The organism is uncultured Selenomonas sp., from assembly GCF_963528755.1.
Taxonomy (GTDB): domain Bacteria; phylum Bacillota; class Negativicutes; order Selenomonadales; family Selenomonadaceae; genus Selenomonas.
On the sequence record NZ_CAURXA010000003.1, the window covers coordinates 1 to 15,278 of the forward strand.

The following is a 15,278-nucleotide window of genomic DNA, read 5'->3' on the forward strand; positions in this document are numbered from 1 at the left end:
GCACCGTCGCCTCGCTGTAGGCGTAGAGCATCTTCGCGCCGTGGCGGATGATGCCCGTATGCTCCTGGCCAACGCCCGGCAGGAAGCCCGGAACATCGACGAGGTTGACGAGCGGGATGTTGAACGCATCGCAGAAGCGAATGAAGCGCGCGGACTTGTCGGAAGCGTTGACGTCGAGGCAGCCCGCCATGACGTTCGGCTGGTTCGCAATGATGCCGACGGAGCGGCCGTCGAAGCGCGCGAAACAGGTGATGATGTTCGTCGCGAAATACTTATGCACTTCGTAGAACTCACCGTTGTCGACGATGCTGCGGATGACGTCCTTCATGTCGTACGGTGCATTCGGGTTGTCCGGAATGACCGAGTTCAGGGACTCGTCCATGCGCGACGGGTCATCGCCCGTCTCGACGATCGGCGCGTCGTCCATGTTGTTGCTCGGCAGGAAGGAGAGCAGGTAGCGGATCTGCTGGATGCAGTCGTCCTCGTTCTCCGCCGCAAAATGCGCGACGCCCGAGACCGAGTTGTGCGTCATAGCGCCGCCCAAGGCTTCCGCCGTGACTTCTTCCGCCGTGACGGACTTGATGACGGCAGGTCCCGTGATGAACATCTGGCTCGTGTTCTTAACCATGTAGATGAAGTCCGTGATGGCCGGGCTGTAGACAGCGCCGCCCGCGCACGGTCCCATGATGACGGAGATCTGCGGCACGACGCCCGAAGCCGCCGTGTTGCGGTAGAAGATGCCCGCATAGCCAGAAAGCGCGTCAACGGCTTCCTGGATGCGTGCGCCGCCCGAGTCATTGATGCCGATGCACGGAGCACCCATCTTCATCGAGAGATCCATGACTTTCCAGATCTTGTGCGCGTGCTTCTCACCCAAGGAGCCACCCTCGACCGTGAAGTCCTGCGCGAATGCGTAGACAAGGCGGCCGTCAACCGTGCCATAGCCCGTGATGACGCCTTCGCCTGGCAGATCCTTCTGATCCTGACCGAAGTTCGTGCAGCGATGCTTCATGAACATGTCAAGCTCGACGAAGGTGTTCTCATCGAAAAGCTTCTCGATGCGCTCGCGAGCCGTCATCTTGCCCTGCGAATGCTGCTTGTCGATGCGCTTCTGCCCGCCGCCCTGCTGGATATGCTCCTTCTTGGCATGCATGAGAGCGATTTTTTCCTGAACTGTAGCCATACTCTTCCTCCTCTATGTCGAATCTTCTCTTATATCTTACCTTATGAAAGTCCGGGCGGTCAAGCCCGACCTTTTCCGTCCCGCTCTTCCCAGGCGCAGGCCAGAGGAAAGGGCTCAGCGGTCTTCGTGCTCACAGATTTCGAGGAGGACGCCGTGCGTGGCTTTCGGATGGAGGAAGGCGATTCTAGCACCGCCCGCACCGTAGCGCGGCTTCTCGTCGATCATCTTCACGCCCTTTGCCATGAGGTCAGCAATCGCGTTCTCGATGTTGTCGACGCGAAGAGCGATGTGCTGGATGCCGCCGCGGCCGCCGTTCTTCTCGATGAATTTCGCGATCGGGCTCGTCGGGTCGGTCGCCGCGAGAAGCTCGATTTCCGAGCCGTTCGGCGTCGGGTTGAAGCTCGTCTCGACCTTCTGCTCAGCGACGACTTCCTTGCCCGTGCACGGGATGCCGATCTGCTCCGTCCAGAACTTGCCGACCTCGTCGAGATCGTTGACAGCAATACCGATGTGGTCTACACCCAAAACTTTGAACATATGGATTACCTCCTAAATATAGAAAGATCTGCCGTCACTTGAGCATATTTTTCATGATGTTCTGCGTGACGGTGTAGGGATCTGTCCTGCCTGCCTTGATGTCGGCAACGAACGCGTCGAGCTTGCCCGAATCGACGACCTTGCTCTTGACGTACGAGCCGATACTGCTTTCGAGGATGTCGATCATCTCGTCCTTCGTGCGCTTTGTGCGCCGCTCGGCGAGAATCCCCTTCTCCTCGATGTAGGCGCGGTGCTTGTCGACGGATGCGACAAGTTCCTTGACGCCGATCTGTTGGTTTGCTATGACCTTGTCGATGGGCGGACGCCAGTCTTTCATCACGCCGTCCAAATCGAGCATCATGTTGATCTCGCGCACGAGCTTGTCCGCGCCGTCGAGATCTGCCTTGTTGATGGCGAACACGTCGCCGATCTCCAAGACACCCGCCTTGATGGCCTGGATGTCATCGCCCATGCCGGGAATCAATACGACCATCGTCGTATCGGCCGCCCGAACGATGTCGACCTCGGATTGCCCGACGCCGACGGTCTCGACAAAGATAATGTCCTTGCCAAAAGCGTCCATCGCCTTAACGGCGTCCGCCGTCTTGTGCGAAAGGCCGCCCAAACTGCCGCGTGTCCCCATGCTGCGGATGAATACGCCTTCGTCCATCGCCAGACTCGCCATGCGGATGCGGTCACCCAGGATGGCGCCGCCCGAAAACGGGCTGGTCGGGTCGATGGCGATGATGCCGACGGTCTTGCCCTGCTTGCGGTATTCATTCGCGAGCTTGTCCGTCAGCGTGCTCTTGCCAGCGCCCGGAGGCCCCGTAATGCCGAGCACATAGGCGTGACCCGTATGCGGGTAGAGCGCCTTCATGATGTCGATGGCATTTTCCGCCTCGTTCTCGATCGCCGTGATGGCTCTCGAAAGTGCGAGGCGATTTCCTTGCAGGAGTTCCTTGGCTATGTCCATGGAATGCACCACCTATGCCATTGTTCCGGAAAATCTCGAAAAACACAGAATTGCCCGTTGTTTCCCGAAATTTCACGCATGATACGGATAAAAGCAAGGCTGGCGACAGACGAACTGCTGCCAGCCCCATATCGAACTCTTACTTCTTCACATGCTCGTTGATGAAATCGACGATGTCGCCCGTCGGCGTGCCCGGCGTGAAGACGGCGGCAATGCCCGCTTTTTTGAGTGCGGGGATGTCCGTCTCAGGAATGACGCCGCCGCCAATGATCAGCGTGTCCTTCATGCCCTTGCTGCGCACAAGCTCGACAACCTTGGGGAAGAGATGCGGATGAGCGCCCGAGAGGATGCTCAGCGCGATGACATCGACGTCTTCCTGCAGAGCTGCTTCCGTAATCTGCTCCGGAGTCTGGCGAAGACCTGTGTAAATGACCTCGAATCCTGCATCGCGAAGAGCGCGCGCGACAACTTTCGCGCCGCGATCATGACCGTCCAAGCCCGGTTTTGCTACCAATACCCTGATTTTTGCCATTTGAAATTACCTCCAAGTTCAAGTAGAGAAAGGAATGCAGGGTGCGGCCGTCCGAAAAACGGACGGCTTCCCCCAAAAAGTCCTGCGGATTACAGGGACGTATGAGCCTCGTATTCGCCGAAGACGCTGCGCATGACGCCGCAGATTTCGCCGAGCGTCGCATACGTCTTGACAGCCGTGAGGATGTGCGGCATGAGATTCTCCTTCTCATCCTCGCACGCATTCTTGAGGGCTTCGAGCGCGGACTTCACAGCTGCGTTGTCGCGCTTCGCCTTGACCTCGGCGAGTTTCTTCTTCTGCTTCTCGCCGACGGAGGCGTCGACCTTCAGGAGATCCTTCGGCGGCTCCTCGTTTTCCTTCTGATACTTGTTGACACCGACGATGACGCGAGCGCCGGACTCGACATCCATCTGCCAGGCATAAGCGCTATCCTGGATTTCCTTCTGGATGTAGCCTTTCTCGATGGCAGCGACAGCGCCGCCCATCTCGTCGATCTTCTTGATGTACTCCATCGCTTCCTTCTCGATCCGGTTCGTCATGGCCTCTACATAGTAGGAGCCTGCCAAAGGATCGATGACGTCAGCGAGGCCGCTCTCATGCGCAACGATGTGCTGCGTGTGCAGAGCGATGGAGACGGACTCTTCCGTCGGAAGCGCAAGCGCCTCGTCGCGGGAGTTCGTATGGAGGGACTGCGTGCCGCCCATGACGGCTGCCGCCGTCTGCAGCGCGACGCGGACGATGTTGTTGTCCGGCTGCTGCGCCGTGAGCATGGAGCCTGCAGTCTGGGTATGGAAGCGGAGTTTCATGGACTTGTCCTTCTTCGCGCCGAAGCGGTCGCGCATGATCTTCGCCCAGATGCGGCGGGATGCACGATACTTCGCGACTTCTTCGAGCACATTGTTGTGCGCGTTCCAGAAGAAGGAGAGACGACCCGCGAAATCGTCGACGTTGAGTCCCGCCTCGATGGCGGCATTGACGTAGGCGATGCCGTCAGAAATCGTAAACGCGATTTCCTGGGCAGCCGTAGAGCCAGCTTCGCGGATATGGTAGCCCGAGATGGAAATGGTATTCCACTTCGGTACGTTTTTCGAGCAGTAAGCGAAGATGTTGGTGATGAGGCGCATGGACGGGCGCGGCGGGAAGATGTAGGTGCCGCGAGCCGCATACTCCTTGAGGATATCGTTCTGAATCGTGCCCGTGAGCTTGTCTGCGGGCACGCCCTGCTTCTCAGCAACGGCGATGTACATCGCAAGAAGCACGGAAGCCGGGGCGTTGATCGTCATGGACGTCGAGACCTTGCCGAGATCAATCTGGTCGAAGAGGGTCTCCATGTCAGCGAGCGAATCGATCGCCACGCCGACCTTGCCGACCTCGCCTTCGGAAATCGAATCGTCGGAGTCGTAGCCGATCTGCGTCGGCAGATCGAAGGCGCACGAGAGGCCCGACGCGCCCGTTTCAATCAACATGCGGTAGCGCTTGTTGGACTCTTCGGCCGTGGAGAAGCCGGCGTACATACGCATCGTCCAGAAGCGGCCGCGATACATCGTAGGCTGCACGCCACGCGTGTAGGGGAACTGGCCCGGAACGCCGAGATCCTCGACGTAGTTCTCGCCCTCGACGTCGAGCGGCGTGTAGAGACCCTGCTCGGGAACGTGCGGGCGAAGCGGGAATTTCGCGGTGGTCTTTTTCAGGTCAGCCTCGTACTTTTCCAACTCGGCCTGGATTTTCTCATTGCTCATATTGTTTTCCTCCTGTCAGGGAATGCAAAAAGGGGCGCACCCGCTCGTCTCCTGCGTGTCTTTGCCACAGAAGTCCGAGCGGTCTATAGCCGCTTCCTTTTCCCCAATTGATTTCCGATCCATTCAAAAAATGTTTTCTGCGCCTTATTTCATGGATTTCGTTTCGATGAACTTCTCATGGAAGGAAAGCGCTTCCTTGATGATGTGCGGCGTATGTGCATGCTTGGTGGCCTCTACGGCTCTGTTGTAATAGTCAAGCAGCACCGGCTTGTAGTCGGGATGCACGCAGTTGTTGATGATTTCCAACGCGCGCTTTTTCGGTGCAAGGCCGCGCAGGTCGGCGATGCCCTGCTCCGTGATGATGACGTCGACGTCGTGCTCCGTGTGATCGATATGCGAGCACATGGGAACGATGGACGAGATCGCGCCGTTCTTCGCAATCGAAGGCGTGTAGAAGATCGTCAGGAAGGCGTTTCTCGCGAAGTCGCCCGAGCCGCCGATGCCGTTCATCATCTTCGTGCCCGTGACGTGTGTGGAGTTCACGTTGCCGTAGATGTCGACTTCGAGCGCCGTGTTCATGGCGATGACGCCGAGGCGATGGACGACTTCCGGGCTGTTGGAGATTTCCTGCGGACGCAGCAGCAGATACTTCTTGTACTTCGCGACGTCCTTGTAGAAGCGCTCCATACCTGCTGGCGAGGGCGAGAACGCCGTGCCCGAGGCGAAGTTCAGCTTGTTTGCATCGATGAGGTCGAGCATGCCGTCCTGGATGACCTCGGTGTAGACCGTGAGGTCTTCGAGGTCGGAGTCAACGAAGCCCGCCATGACGGCATTCGCAACGTTTCCGACGCCCGACTGCAGCGGCAGGAGGTTCTTCGGCATACGCCCTGCCTTGATCTCGGCGTTGAGGAATTCGAGCGTGAACTGCGACATCTTCTTCGAATTCTCATCAATCGGCGCGAGGTCGCGCGTGTGATCCTTGATGTCGCACGGCACGATGAACTTGATCTTGTCCGGTGTGCACGGGATGAACGGCGTGCCGACGCGGTCGTCCGCCTTCACAATGGGAATCGGCAGGCGATGCGGCGGGTCGAGCGGCACGTAGACGTCGTGCATGCCCTCAAGCTCCAGCGGCTGCGTCGTGTTGACCTCGACGATGACGATGTCGGCCTGCTGCACATAGGAGGCGGCGTTGCCGAGCGACGTCGAGGGGATGATGTTGCCCTCTTCCGTGATGGCGACGGCCTCGACGATGGCGAGATCGAGCTTACCGAGATAGCCGACGCGTCCAAGCTGTGCGGATTCACTCAGATGAAGGTCGAGGTAATCGACGGAGCCATCGTTGATCTCGCCCCTGAGAATGGCGTCCGTCTGGTACGGCAGGCGCTTCGCGATGCCGTGGACGGCTGCAAGCGTGTCGTCAAGCTCCGGGCCAGTCGAAGCGCCCGTCCAGAGGTCGATCTTGAAGGGCTCCTTCTTCATGCGCTCGGCCAGAGCAAGCGGAATGGCCTTCGGGTACGAGGAGGCCGTGAAGCCGCTCATACCGATGCTCATGCCCGGCTTGATGTAGGCAGCCACTTCCTCCGCGCTCACGATCTTCGCCTGCAGGTCTTTGTTGCGTACGCGATCTGAGATGTCAATCATTCAATACATCCTCCCTCACAAGGCCGTCCGGCCCGTGTAATCTAAGGAAACCGCCGCTTCTCCCGGGAAAGCAGGATAGCCGGGCTTCCGATGATGAACTGCCGCCGCAGCCAAGTCCGCCCCTGCGTCCATTTTCACTCGATAGCTTTCCGCTATTGCATGAAAATGGGATAACTGAGGCTTATCGTACTACTATGCGACAATTATATCCTAAGCTAAAGAATACCACTTCGACGCTTTAGCGTCAAGTCAATTTTCGGACTCTTCGCCGCTATTTTTGGGCGATTCGCCGCCCTTCTTCGCTCTCTGACGAAGCTCTCGAAGCTTCTGCCGCTTCCTCGCCGCCAGTTCGTCCATGACGATGGCTTCGTCCTCCTCGTTTCCCGCGAATTCCGTAACGGCAGCAAGCGCCGCGAGAAGCCACAGGAGCATCGACGACGGGATGTTGAAGAGCACGTCGTCCGTGAGGCCGTTCAGCGCGACGGAGAAGAAGGCGAGGCTGATCCCCAACATCAGTCCTTGGCGGAAACCCTCGCTGTCGTGCACCTTCGAGAAGAATGCCAGCCTCATCGTGCCGAAGAAGAACCACAGGAAGGATACGGCGCCGACGACGCCGATCTCTGCCGCGTAGTTCAGATACATGTTGTGCGCGTGGACGATGAGCACGTCCGCGCCCTGCAGATAGAAGTCGTACTCGGGGTAGACCATCCAGTAAGCGCCCCAGCCGATGCCGAAGAACGGATGGTCGCCGATCATGGCGAGCGTGCTCTCCCACAGCGCAAGGCGCATTTCCGATGAGGTGTCGATGCGCGTGAAGACCGACGTCACGCGGTCAAGAAGCGCGGGATCAAGGAGGAAGAGCGCGCCCGCGACGACGCCGACCGCAAGCAGCACGCGCCCATCGCGAAACATGCCATAGAGGATGAAAATCAAGGCGACGACGAGGAACGCCATGCGTGCATACGTCATCGCGAGGCACGCCGCTAAGAGCACGAGAGCCGCGCCGAGTGCGATGCGCCGTCGTTGATCGCGCATCTTCACGAAAAAGGCGAAGGCAAAGCACATGGCGACATCGAGATAGCCTGCGAGGATGTTGGGGTTCTCCCACGTCGAGAAGACGCGCTTCTTGAGCTCTGGAAAGGCGTCACCGTCGACCCACTTCATCGTGCTCGTGTCGATGCCGAAGGCGAATTGGTAGAAGCCGTAGAGCAGAACGAGCACGCACGAAAGGCCGAGTGCGTAGACGATCTTGCGGATGTCCTGCGACGCCTGGACGTTCTGTCCGATCAGAAGATACGTCAGAAGGTAGACGCCGACGAGGTTATAGTAGTTGTAGAAGCTGAAACCGCGATCGGGCGAGACGAAGATGGAAACCGCGCCCAAAAGCGCGAAGAGCGCGGCGGGCACGTCGTAGGGCAGGCGGCGGAAGCGGCGGCACTCCTTGTCGACGACGAGGCGTGCGAGCCAGAAGATGACGCCGAGGAGCAGAGCCGCCGTCGCCAGGGGCGGCGAGAGCGCGATGAGGAAGGCTTCAAGCAAGATGGCGTAGTAGATGCCGCCCGCAAGATAATCCGACAGGCTGCCCTTAGCCGTCATGGTGCGCCCCCCTCTCCAAAAGCAGACGCCGCAAGTTTCCTATGAGATACAAAGAGCCTGCCGCGCAGAGGATGCGCCGCCCGGACGCCCGGTCGAGCGCACGCGAGAGAGCCGCATCCGCCGCTGGGACGACTTCGACCTCCTGCGTGATTTCCCGCGCGACGCGGGCAAGGTTCTCGGGGTCGCCCGCGCGGGAAGAAGCGGGCGGCGTGATGACGACGCGATCATCCGCACGCACGAGCGTCCGAAGCATCGCGCGGTAGTCCTTGTCCTCCAAGATGCCGAGGAGCAGCACGCGCTTCTCGCCCGCGAATGCCGCGTCAAGACTCTCCTTGAGAGCCGCCGCCCCCGCCGGGTTGTGTGCGCCGTCGACGACGATGCGCACGCCTTCGAGCGCAAAGCGCTCGAAGCGCCCCGGCCAGGCGACGGACTTCAAGGCGCGGGCGATTGTCTCGTGCGTGACGGCGCGATGCTTCTCGGCGAGGAGCATCGCCGTCCGAATGGCGAGCGCGGCGTTCTGCCGCTGGTATGCGCCGCCAAGCGCGAGCGCGTAGTGCGCTGCGCCGCCGTCCTTCGATGAGAAGTCGATTCCTTCAACACCTGCGGCCGCGCGGAAATCTTCGCCATAGGCGAAGATTTCGCTTTCCTCCGCCGCGGCCTTCTGCCGCAGGACGTCGAGCGGCATTCCCTCCGCCGCCGTCACGACGGGCACGCCCCGCTTGATGATGCCCGCCTTGTGATGCGCGACACCTTCGAGCGTACCGCCACAGCGGTCGGCGTGCTCCATGGCGACGTTCGTGATGACGGCGACTTCTGGGATGATGACGTTCGTCGAGTCGAGAAGCCCGCCCAGACCGACCTCAATGACGGCATAGTCGACGTGCTTTTCGGCGAAATAATAGAACGCCGCCGCCGTCAGCACCTCGAACTCGGTCGGCTGCTCCAGTCCCTCGGCGAGCATCGCCTCCGCCGCCTCTTTTGCAGCCGAGATCGCTGCCGCGAAATCCGCCTCGCTCGCCTGCTCGCCGTCGATGACGAAGCGCTCCGTGTAAGAAGTGAGATGCGGCGACGTGTAGAGTCCCGTCCTAAAGCCCGACTCCGTCAAAATCGCCGCCGTCATGGCGCTGACGGAGCCTTTGCCGTTCGTGCCCGTGACGTGCACCGTCCGATACCGCCTTTCAGGGTATCCGAGCAGCTCCGTGAGCCGCTCGATGCGCGAAAGGCCGAGCTTCGAGCCGAAGACGTTGAGACTTTCGATGTAAGAAAGACTTTCCTTGTAGTCCATTTCCCCACCTTCCTCAGAGTTTCGCCAGATAGGCGAGGCGCTCTTCGACGGCCTTCTTCTTCTCCTTCGCCGCTTCGAGCTTCTCGCGCTCCTTTTCCACGACGGCGGGCGGCGCCTTCTTGACGAATCCCTCGTTCGCGAGCTTGCCGCCGAGGCGCTTCTCCTCGCCGATGAGGTTCGCCAATTCTTTTTCCAAACGCGCCTTTTCCTTCTCGACGTCGATGAGCCCCTTCAAAGGCAGGTAGACCTCGACGCCTGCGACGATCGCCGCCATGGCGTTCTCGGGCTTCGCCGCGCCATCCTCCAAGACGGTCAGAGGCTCCGCCCACGAGAGCGCGGCGAAGTACGCAGCGTGCGCAGTGAATACGGGCGCGAGCGCCTTGTCCGCGAAGTGCAAAATGACCTCGCTCCGCTTGCCCGGCGCGGCCTCGACCTCGGCGCGCATGTTGCGGATGCGCACGATCACTTCCATGATGCTCGCCATCTCGCGCTCCGCCGCCTCGTCGACGAGACTCTCATCCGTCTCGGGCCACGGCGCGATCATGACGCTCCTGCCCTCATGCGGCACGCGCTGCCAAATCTCCTCCGTGAGGAACGGCATGAAGGGATGCAGCAGGCGAAGCGTGCGCTCCAAGACGTACGAGAGAACATACTGTGCCGTCTTCTTCGAGCGCTCGCCCGCCGCATCTTTGTCATAGAGCCGCGCTTTCGCCAGCTCGATGTACCAGTCGCAGAACTCGCTCCAAATAAACTCGTAGATCATGCGCCCCGCTTCGCCCAGCTCGAACTTCTCCAGATTCTCCGTCACGCCCGCCGCCGTCTTCTGGCAGCGCGACAAGATCCAGCGATCGGCGAGCGTATAGTCCTCCACCGTCGGAGTGAAGCCCGCATCGAAGTCCTCCAAATTCATGAGCATGAAGCGCGAGGCGTTCCACAGCTTGTTTGCGAAATTCCGCGCCGCTTCGACGCGCTCCCAGTAGAAGCGCATGTCGTTGCCCGGCGTGTTGCCCGTAATGAGCATGAAGCGCAGCGTGTCCGCACCGTACTTGTCGATGACCTCGACGGGATCGATGCCGTTGCCGAGCGACTTCGACATCTTGCGCCCCTCGCTGTCGCGCACGAGACCGTGGATGAATACGTGGCGGAAAGGGATGTCCTTGCCGAACTCCAAGCCCATCATGACCATGCGTGCGACCCAGAAGAAGATGATGTCATAGCCCGTCACGAGGACGCTCGTCGGGTAGAACTGCTTGAGCTCAAGCGTGGCATCAGGCCAGCCCATCGTCTCGAACGGCCAGAGTCCCGAGCTGAACCATGTGTCGAGCACGTCCTCATCTTGGTGCAGATGATGGCCACCGCACTTCGGGCAGGTCTCGACGTCCTCGCGCGAGACGACCGTCTCCTTGCAGTCTTCGCAATACCATGCAGGGATGCGATGCCCCCACCAGAGCTGGCGCGAGATGCACCAGTCGCGGATGTTTTCGAGCCAGTTCACATAGATCTTCGTGAAGCGCTCGGGCACGAACTTGATGCGGCCGTCCTGCACCGCCTCGATCGCGGGCTTCGCGAGGCTCTCCATCTTCACGAACCACTGCTTGGAGACGAGCGGCTCGACCGTTGTATGGCAGCGCGAGCAGTGGCCGACGGCGTGCTCATGCTCCTCTATGGAGACGAGGACGCCCGCCTCTTCGAGGTCTTTGACGAGCATCTTGCGGCACTCGTAGCGGTCGAGTCCCGTGTACTTGCCGAGACCTTCCGACATCGTGCCGTCATTTTCTATGACGCGCACCTGCGGCAGGTCATGACGAAGCCCCATCTCGAAGTCGTTCGGATCGTGCGCAGGCGTGACCTTGACCGCGCCCGTACCGAAGGCGGGATCGACGTACTCGTCGGCAAAGATGGGAATCGGGCGGTTGACGATGGGCAGGATGACGTTCCTGCCGACGAGATCCTTGTAGCGTGCATCATCGGGGTGCACGGCGATCCCCGTATCGCCGAACATCGTCTCCGGGCGCGTCGTCGCGATCTCGACATAGCCCTCGCCGTCCTCGAAAGCATAGCGCAGATGCCAGAGATGCCCCGCTTCCGTCTCGTGCTCGACTTCGATATCCGAGATTGCCGTATTGCACGACGGGCACCAATTCGTAATGCGCGTCCCCTGATAGATCAGCCCCTTCTCGTAAAGGCTCACAAAAACTTCGCGCACGGCACGCGAGCAGCCCTCATCCATCGTGAAGCGCTCGCGCGCCCAGTCGCACGAAGAGCCGAGCGTTCGGAGCTGATACATGATGCGGCTGCCGTACTCCTCCTTCCACTGCCAGACGCGCTCCGTGAACTTCTCACGTCCGAGTTCGTAGCGATTCGTCCCCTCTGCGCGAAGCGCCGCCTCCACCTTCGCCTGCGTCGCGATGCCCGCATGATCGCAGCCCGGCATCCAAAGAGTATTATAGCCCTGCATGCGCCGCCAGCGGATCAAAATGTCCTGCAAGGTATTGTCGAGCGCATGCCCCATGTGCAGCTGCCCCGTCACATTGGGCGGCGGAATCACGATGGAAAACGGCTTCTTTCCCTCCTCGGGTTCGGCATGAAAGAGATCGTTCTTCTCCCAGAACTCGTACCATTTCTTCTCAAACGACTGCGGCTCATAAACCTTCGGGATATTATCCTTTGCCATGAAAAAACCTCCATACATGTCGTATTGACGCAAAAGTCCTCTGCAGGAAGCACGGACAGCCGCAAGACAAATTCCCACAGCCCGCAGGAAACCTCCCGCAAACAAAAAAATAAAGCTCTCCCGTCCGAAAGGACGGAAGAGCCTGCTTCCGTGGTACCACCTAACTTCCCGCAGGGCGAGACACCCTGCAGCTCCAAGGCATAACGCCGCCGCCGCGCCCGCGCCTACACACCGAACAGCAAAATGCGCCATGCAGCTTCAGCCCGAAAGCTCCGAAGTGACCTTCCGCTGCCCACCGCAGGGATTCTCACCGACCATCCCCTCTCTGAAGCGGCGCTTGCAGCGTACTCCTCTTCTTCATCGCCTTTATCGACAAAAGGATACCATAAGAATGGCTTTTTGGCAAGATGCGGCAGTGCTCCCTTGCCGTTCATCCCTTCGCCGCCCGCTCCTTCTCCGCGAGCAGAGCCGCCAAGTCCTCGCGCGTGAACGCGTACTTCTCGCCGCAGAAGTGACAGCAGACCTCCGCCTTGCCGTCGGCGACGAGGGACGCAAGATCATCATGTCCGAGACTCAAGAGCATGGACTCGACGCGCTCCTTCGAGCATGAGCAGCGAAAGGCGAGCTCGGTCTCGGCGAGGACTTGCATTTCGCCCAAGCCCTGCATGACGCGCTCGGCAATCTCGTGCGCTGTCATGCCCTGATGCACCATGTCGGAGACGGCGGGAAGCGCGGCAAGATTCTCCTCCAACTGGGAAAGCGATTCCTCCGACGCACCTGGCAATGGCTGCACAAAGAAGCCGCCCGCCGCCAACACCGAAAGATTGGGCGCAACGAGCACGCCGAGCGCGACGGAAGACGGCGTCTGCTCCGAATCATACAGGTATCGCGTCAAGTCTTCGGCGATCTCGCCCGTGACGATCTCGGACGAGCCGGTGACAGGCTCCTTGAGTCCCGTGAAGCGCGTGACCGTGACGAGTCCCGCGCCGACACCCGCACCGACATCGAGCTTTCCCTTCGCGTTCAGTGGCAGATTCACATGCGGATGCTCGACATAGCTGCGCACGAAGCCCTCGGGCACGGCATCCGCCACGATGGCGCCCAAGAGTCCTGCGCCCGCGAACTTCACGGTCAGCGCCTCCTCGTTCTTGAGGTTCGCCGCGAGGAGCAGCGCCCCCGTCATCGTGCGGCCGAGAGCCGCCGCCGCGACGGGCAGACAGTCGTGGCGGCGCACGGCTTCACCGACGAGATGCGTCGTCCGCGCCGCATAGATGCGGAAGTCGCCTGCCATCGCCTTGACCAAGGTATCTTTCATCGGGAAAATTCCTCCTTCTTCAAGCAAGGCGGGTGAACACGCAGCGTGTCCACCCGCCTTATCTCTTATATTCATCATTCATCCCACGCGTAGAGCACCAGGATGTCGGGCGCATGGACGGCGTCGTAGAAGGCGACAATCTTGCGCCCTGCCGCCTTGCACCACGCATGGCGCAGTGCGCCGCTCTTGTCTGGTGACTTCTCTTCCGAGCTGAAGAAGTCCGCACGCTCCGCCTCCGTCAGCCCCAGCGACTCCAAGGCAAGCGTCAGCACGCGCCGCAGAGCCAAAGAGCGCGGCACAGACACATTCTCGCTCTTCACGACGATGCTCGAAAGCGCCCCCGCCTCGTTGACGTTCAGAAAGAGCCGCCCCTTTTCCTCAATGCCGAGGAGCTCAGCCTCATAGACGCGATAATTCTTGAGTTTCACATCGTTCGACAGAAAAGGCGCAGCAAGGCGCACGACGGAATCCTCACACTGAGCTGTGTCGTTGTAACGCGCGACAAAGGCCGCTGCATCGAGATCCGAAACACGCACCGCATGGTTCGCCAGACAGATGCCTGCGCTCGTCACAAAAAATACGCTGGCAAGCGCAATGCCGCGCAAAAAGTCATGCCACAAGGTCAAAAGACGCCTCCCCAAAGACTATCCAAGCCACTATTTCAATGTGTAAACTCCATTATAGCACAACGGAGCGGGGATTCAAGGGAAATCACGCCGCTCGTCTACGCCAGATGAGCGCAGAACGATCTGCCGCACACACCTTTGCCGCGCATGTCCCAGACGCAAAAGACTTCGATTCTTCTTGCCTTTCTATCCGTCCCTAAGGTATACTGAAATCATGATAATCGGTGTCATATTGGATTGAGGTGAAGAATATGATTTACACCGTGACATTCAACCCGTCGCTCGACTACATCCTGCGGCTCGACTCGTTCGAAACGGGCGAGATCAACCGCGTGACGTACGAGCATATCCTGCCCGGCGGCAAGGGGCTGAACGTGTCAATGGTCTTGAAGAACCTCGGCCACGCGAGCCGTGCACTGGGATTCGTGGCGGGATTTACGGGCGAGGCTGTCAAAAAGCAGTTCGAGAGCTTCGGCTGCGAGGCGGACTTCGTACACCTCGCCGAAGGATTTTCGCGCATCAACGTGAAGATCAAGTCGAAGGAAGAGACGGAAATCAACGGACAAGGGCCGCAGATTACAGAGGCGGCGCAGGAGGAACTTTTCCAAAAGCTTGAAAAACTCCAGGCGGGCGATACGCTCGTTCTGGCGGGCAGCATACCGAACACTTTGCCCGACGACATCTATGAACGCATCATGGAGCGACTCAGAGGACGCTCCATCCGCATCATCGTCGACGCGACGAAGGGGCTGCTCCTCAAGGTCTTGAAGTACGGACCGTGGCTCATCAAGCCGAACAACCACGAACTCGGCGAGATGTTCGAAATGGAGCTCAAGACAGAAGAGGAACTGATCGCGCACGCGAAGAAGCTGCAGGAGATGGGCGCGAAGAACGTGCTGATCTCGATGGCGGGCGAAGGCGCGCTCTTCCTGACGGAAAGCGGAGAATCCTTCAAGAGTCCCGCGCCCAAGGGAACGCTCGTGAACTCCGTCGGTGCGGGCGATTCGATGGTCGCGGGCTTCCTCGCCGGCTACGAGGAGTCGGGCGGCTCGTGGCGTGACGCCTTCTTCATGGGCGTCGCGACGGGATCTGCCTCGGCCTTTTCCGAAAACCTCGCACGACGCCCCGAAGTCGAGGCGCTATTGAAGACCATCGGCTGAACGCCGGCTGAAAG

The 15,278-nt window shown here is 59.9% G+C and carries 12 protein-coding genes and 1 other annotated feature; of the genes, 1 reads left to right on the forward strand and 11 read right to left on the reverse strand.

What is annotated here, in order from left to right; all coding sequences use genetic code 11:
• From RWS31_RS04015 to RWS31_RS04065, 11 genes are all read right to left on the reverse strand, one after another.
• The coding region (locus RWS31_RS04015; protein ID WP_314596319.1) for a carboxyl transferase domain-containing protein at positions 1 to 1,183 on the reverse strand (1,183 nt) is incomplete at its 3' end.
• Positions 1,184 to 1,297: 114 nt separating this feature from the next.
• Positions 1,298 to 1,720: a methylmalonyl-CoA epimerase gene (gene mce, locus RWS31_RS04020; RefSeq protein ID WP_006193512.1), complete on the reverse strand. Its 423-nt coding sequence runs from the start codon at positions 1,718 to 1,720 to the stop codon at positions 1,298 to 1,300.
• Positions 1,721 to 1,754: 34 nt separating this feature from the next.
• A complete protein-coding gene (meaB, locus tag RWS31_RS04025; RefSeq protein WP_314596322.1) occupies positions 1,755 to 2,693 on the reverse strand; it encodes a methylmalonyl Co-A mutase-associated GTPase MeaB in 939 nt (312 codons plus the stop codon).
• Between the two features lie 139 nt (positions 2,694 to 2,832).
• On the reverse strand, positions 2,833 to 3,225 hold the full coding sequence (locus RWS31_RS04030; RefSeq protein ID WP_314596324.1) for a cobalamin B12-binding domain-containing protein: 393 nt from the start codon (positions 3,223 to 3,225) through the stop codon (positions 2,833 to 2,835).
• Positions 3,226 to 3,314: 89 nt separating this feature from the next.
• Positions 3,315 to 4,964: a methylmalonyl-CoA mutase family protein gene (locus RWS31_RS04035; protein ID WP_314596325.1), complete on the reverse strand. Its 1,650-nt coding sequence runs from the start codon at positions 4,962 to 4,964 to the stop codon at positions 3,315 to 3,317.
• Between the two features lie 144 nt (positions 4,965 to 5,108).
• Positions 5,109 to 6,608, reverse strand: coding sequence for an acetyl-CoA hydrolase/transferase family protein (locus RWS31_RS04040; protein ID WP_314596326.1), 1,500 nt, complete (start codon positions 6,606 to 6,608; stop codon positions 5,109 to 5,111).
• 249 nt (positions 6,609 to 6,857) lie between these two features.
• Positions 6,858 to 8,204, reverse strand: coding sequence for an O-antigen ligase family protein (locus RWS31_RS04045; protein WP_314596330.1), 1,347 nt, complete (start codon positions 8,202 to 8,204; stop codon positions 6,858 to 6,860).
• A complete protein-coding gene (locus RWS31_RS04050; protein ID WP_314596332.1) occupies positions 8,194 to 9,489 on the reverse strand; it encodes a folylpolyglutamate synthase/dihydrofolate synthase family protein in 1,296 nt (431 codons plus the stop codon). Before RWS31_RS04050 ends, RWS31_RS04045 begins: the two co-directional genes overlap by 11 nt.
• 13 nt (positions 9,490 to 9,502) lie before the next feature.
• The gene (locus tag RWS31_RS04055) at positions 9,503 to 12,163 is read right to left on the reverse strand and encodes a valine--tRNA ligase (RefSeq protein ID WP_314596334.1); all 2,661 of its coding nucleotides are present in this window, start codon (positions 12,161 to 12,163) and stop codon (positions 9,503 to 9,505) included.
• Positions 12,164 to 12,288: 125 nt separating this feature from the next.
• Positions 12,289 to 12,533, reverse strand: a binding site (T-box leader).
• A 60-nt stretch (positions 12,534 to 12,593) separates the two neighbouring features.
• Positions 12,594 to 13,478, reverse strand: a complete 885-nt coding sequence (gene hslO, locus RWS31_RS04060; protein WP_314596336.1) for an Hsp33 family molecular chaperone HslO — start codon at positions 13,476 to 13,478, stop codon at positions 12,594 to 12,596.
• 74 nt (positions 13,479 to 13,552) lie between these two features.
• On the reverse strand, positions 13,553 to 14,104 hold the full coding sequence (locus RWS31_RS04065; protein WP_314596339.1) for a hypothetical protein: 552 nt from the start codon (positions 14,102 to 14,104) through the stop codon (positions 13,553 to 13,555).
• Between the two features lie 251 nt (positions 14,105 to 14,355).
• Here RWS31_RS04065 and pfkB point away from each other — a divergent pair, with 251 nt between their 5' ends.
• Positions 14,356 to 15,264, forward strand: coding sequence for a 1-phosphofructokinase (gene pfkB / locus RWS31_RS04070; RefSeq protein WP_314596341.1), 909 nt, complete (start codon positions 14,356 to 14,358; stop codon positions 15,262 to 15,264).
• The last annotated feature ends 14 nt before the right edge of the window (positions 15,265 to 15,278 follow it).

Bases quoted from the DNA above. Each gene is read 5' to 3' on its own strand.
- RWS31_RS04040 (WP_314596326.1), bottom strand. From the start codon at position 6,608: ATGATTGACATCTCAGATCGCGTACGCAACAAAGACCTGCAGGCGAAG.
- RWS31_RS04030 (WP_314596324.1), bottom strand. From the start codon at position 3,225: ATGGCAAAAATCAGGGTATTGGTAGCAAAACCGGGCTTGGACGGTCAT.
- hslO (WP_314596336.1), bottom strand. From the start codon at position 13,478: ATGAAAGATACCTTGGTCAAGGCGATGGCAGGCGACTTCCGCATCTAT.
- RWS31_RS04055 (WP_314596334.1), bottom strand. From the start codon at position 12,163: ATGGCAAAGGATAATATCCCGAAGGTTTATGAGCCGCAGTCGTTTGAG.
- RWS31_RS04035 (WP_314596325.1), bottom strand. From the start codon at position 4,964: ATGAGCAATGAGAAAATCCAGGCCGAGTTGGAAAAGTACGAGGCTGAC.
- meaB (WP_314596322.1), bottom strand. From the start codon at position 2,693: ATGGACATAGCCAAGGAACTCCTGCAAGGAAATCGCCTCGCACTTTCG.
- pfkB (WP_314596341.1), top strand. From the start codon at position 14,356: ATGATTTACACCGTGACATTCAACCCGTCGCTCGACTACATCCTGCGG.
- RWS31_RS04050 (WP_314596332.1), bottom strand. From the start codon at position 9,489: ATGGACTACAAGGAAAGTCTTTCTTACATCGAAAGTCTCAACGTCTTC.
- mce (WP_006193512.1), bottom strand. From the start codon at position 1,720: ATGTTCAAAGTTTTGGGTGTAGACCACATCGGTATTGCTGTCAACGAT.
- RWS31_RS04045 (WP_314596330.1), bottom strand. From the start codon at position 8,204: ATGACGGCTAAGGGCAGCCTGTCGGATTATCTTGCGGGCGGCATCTAC.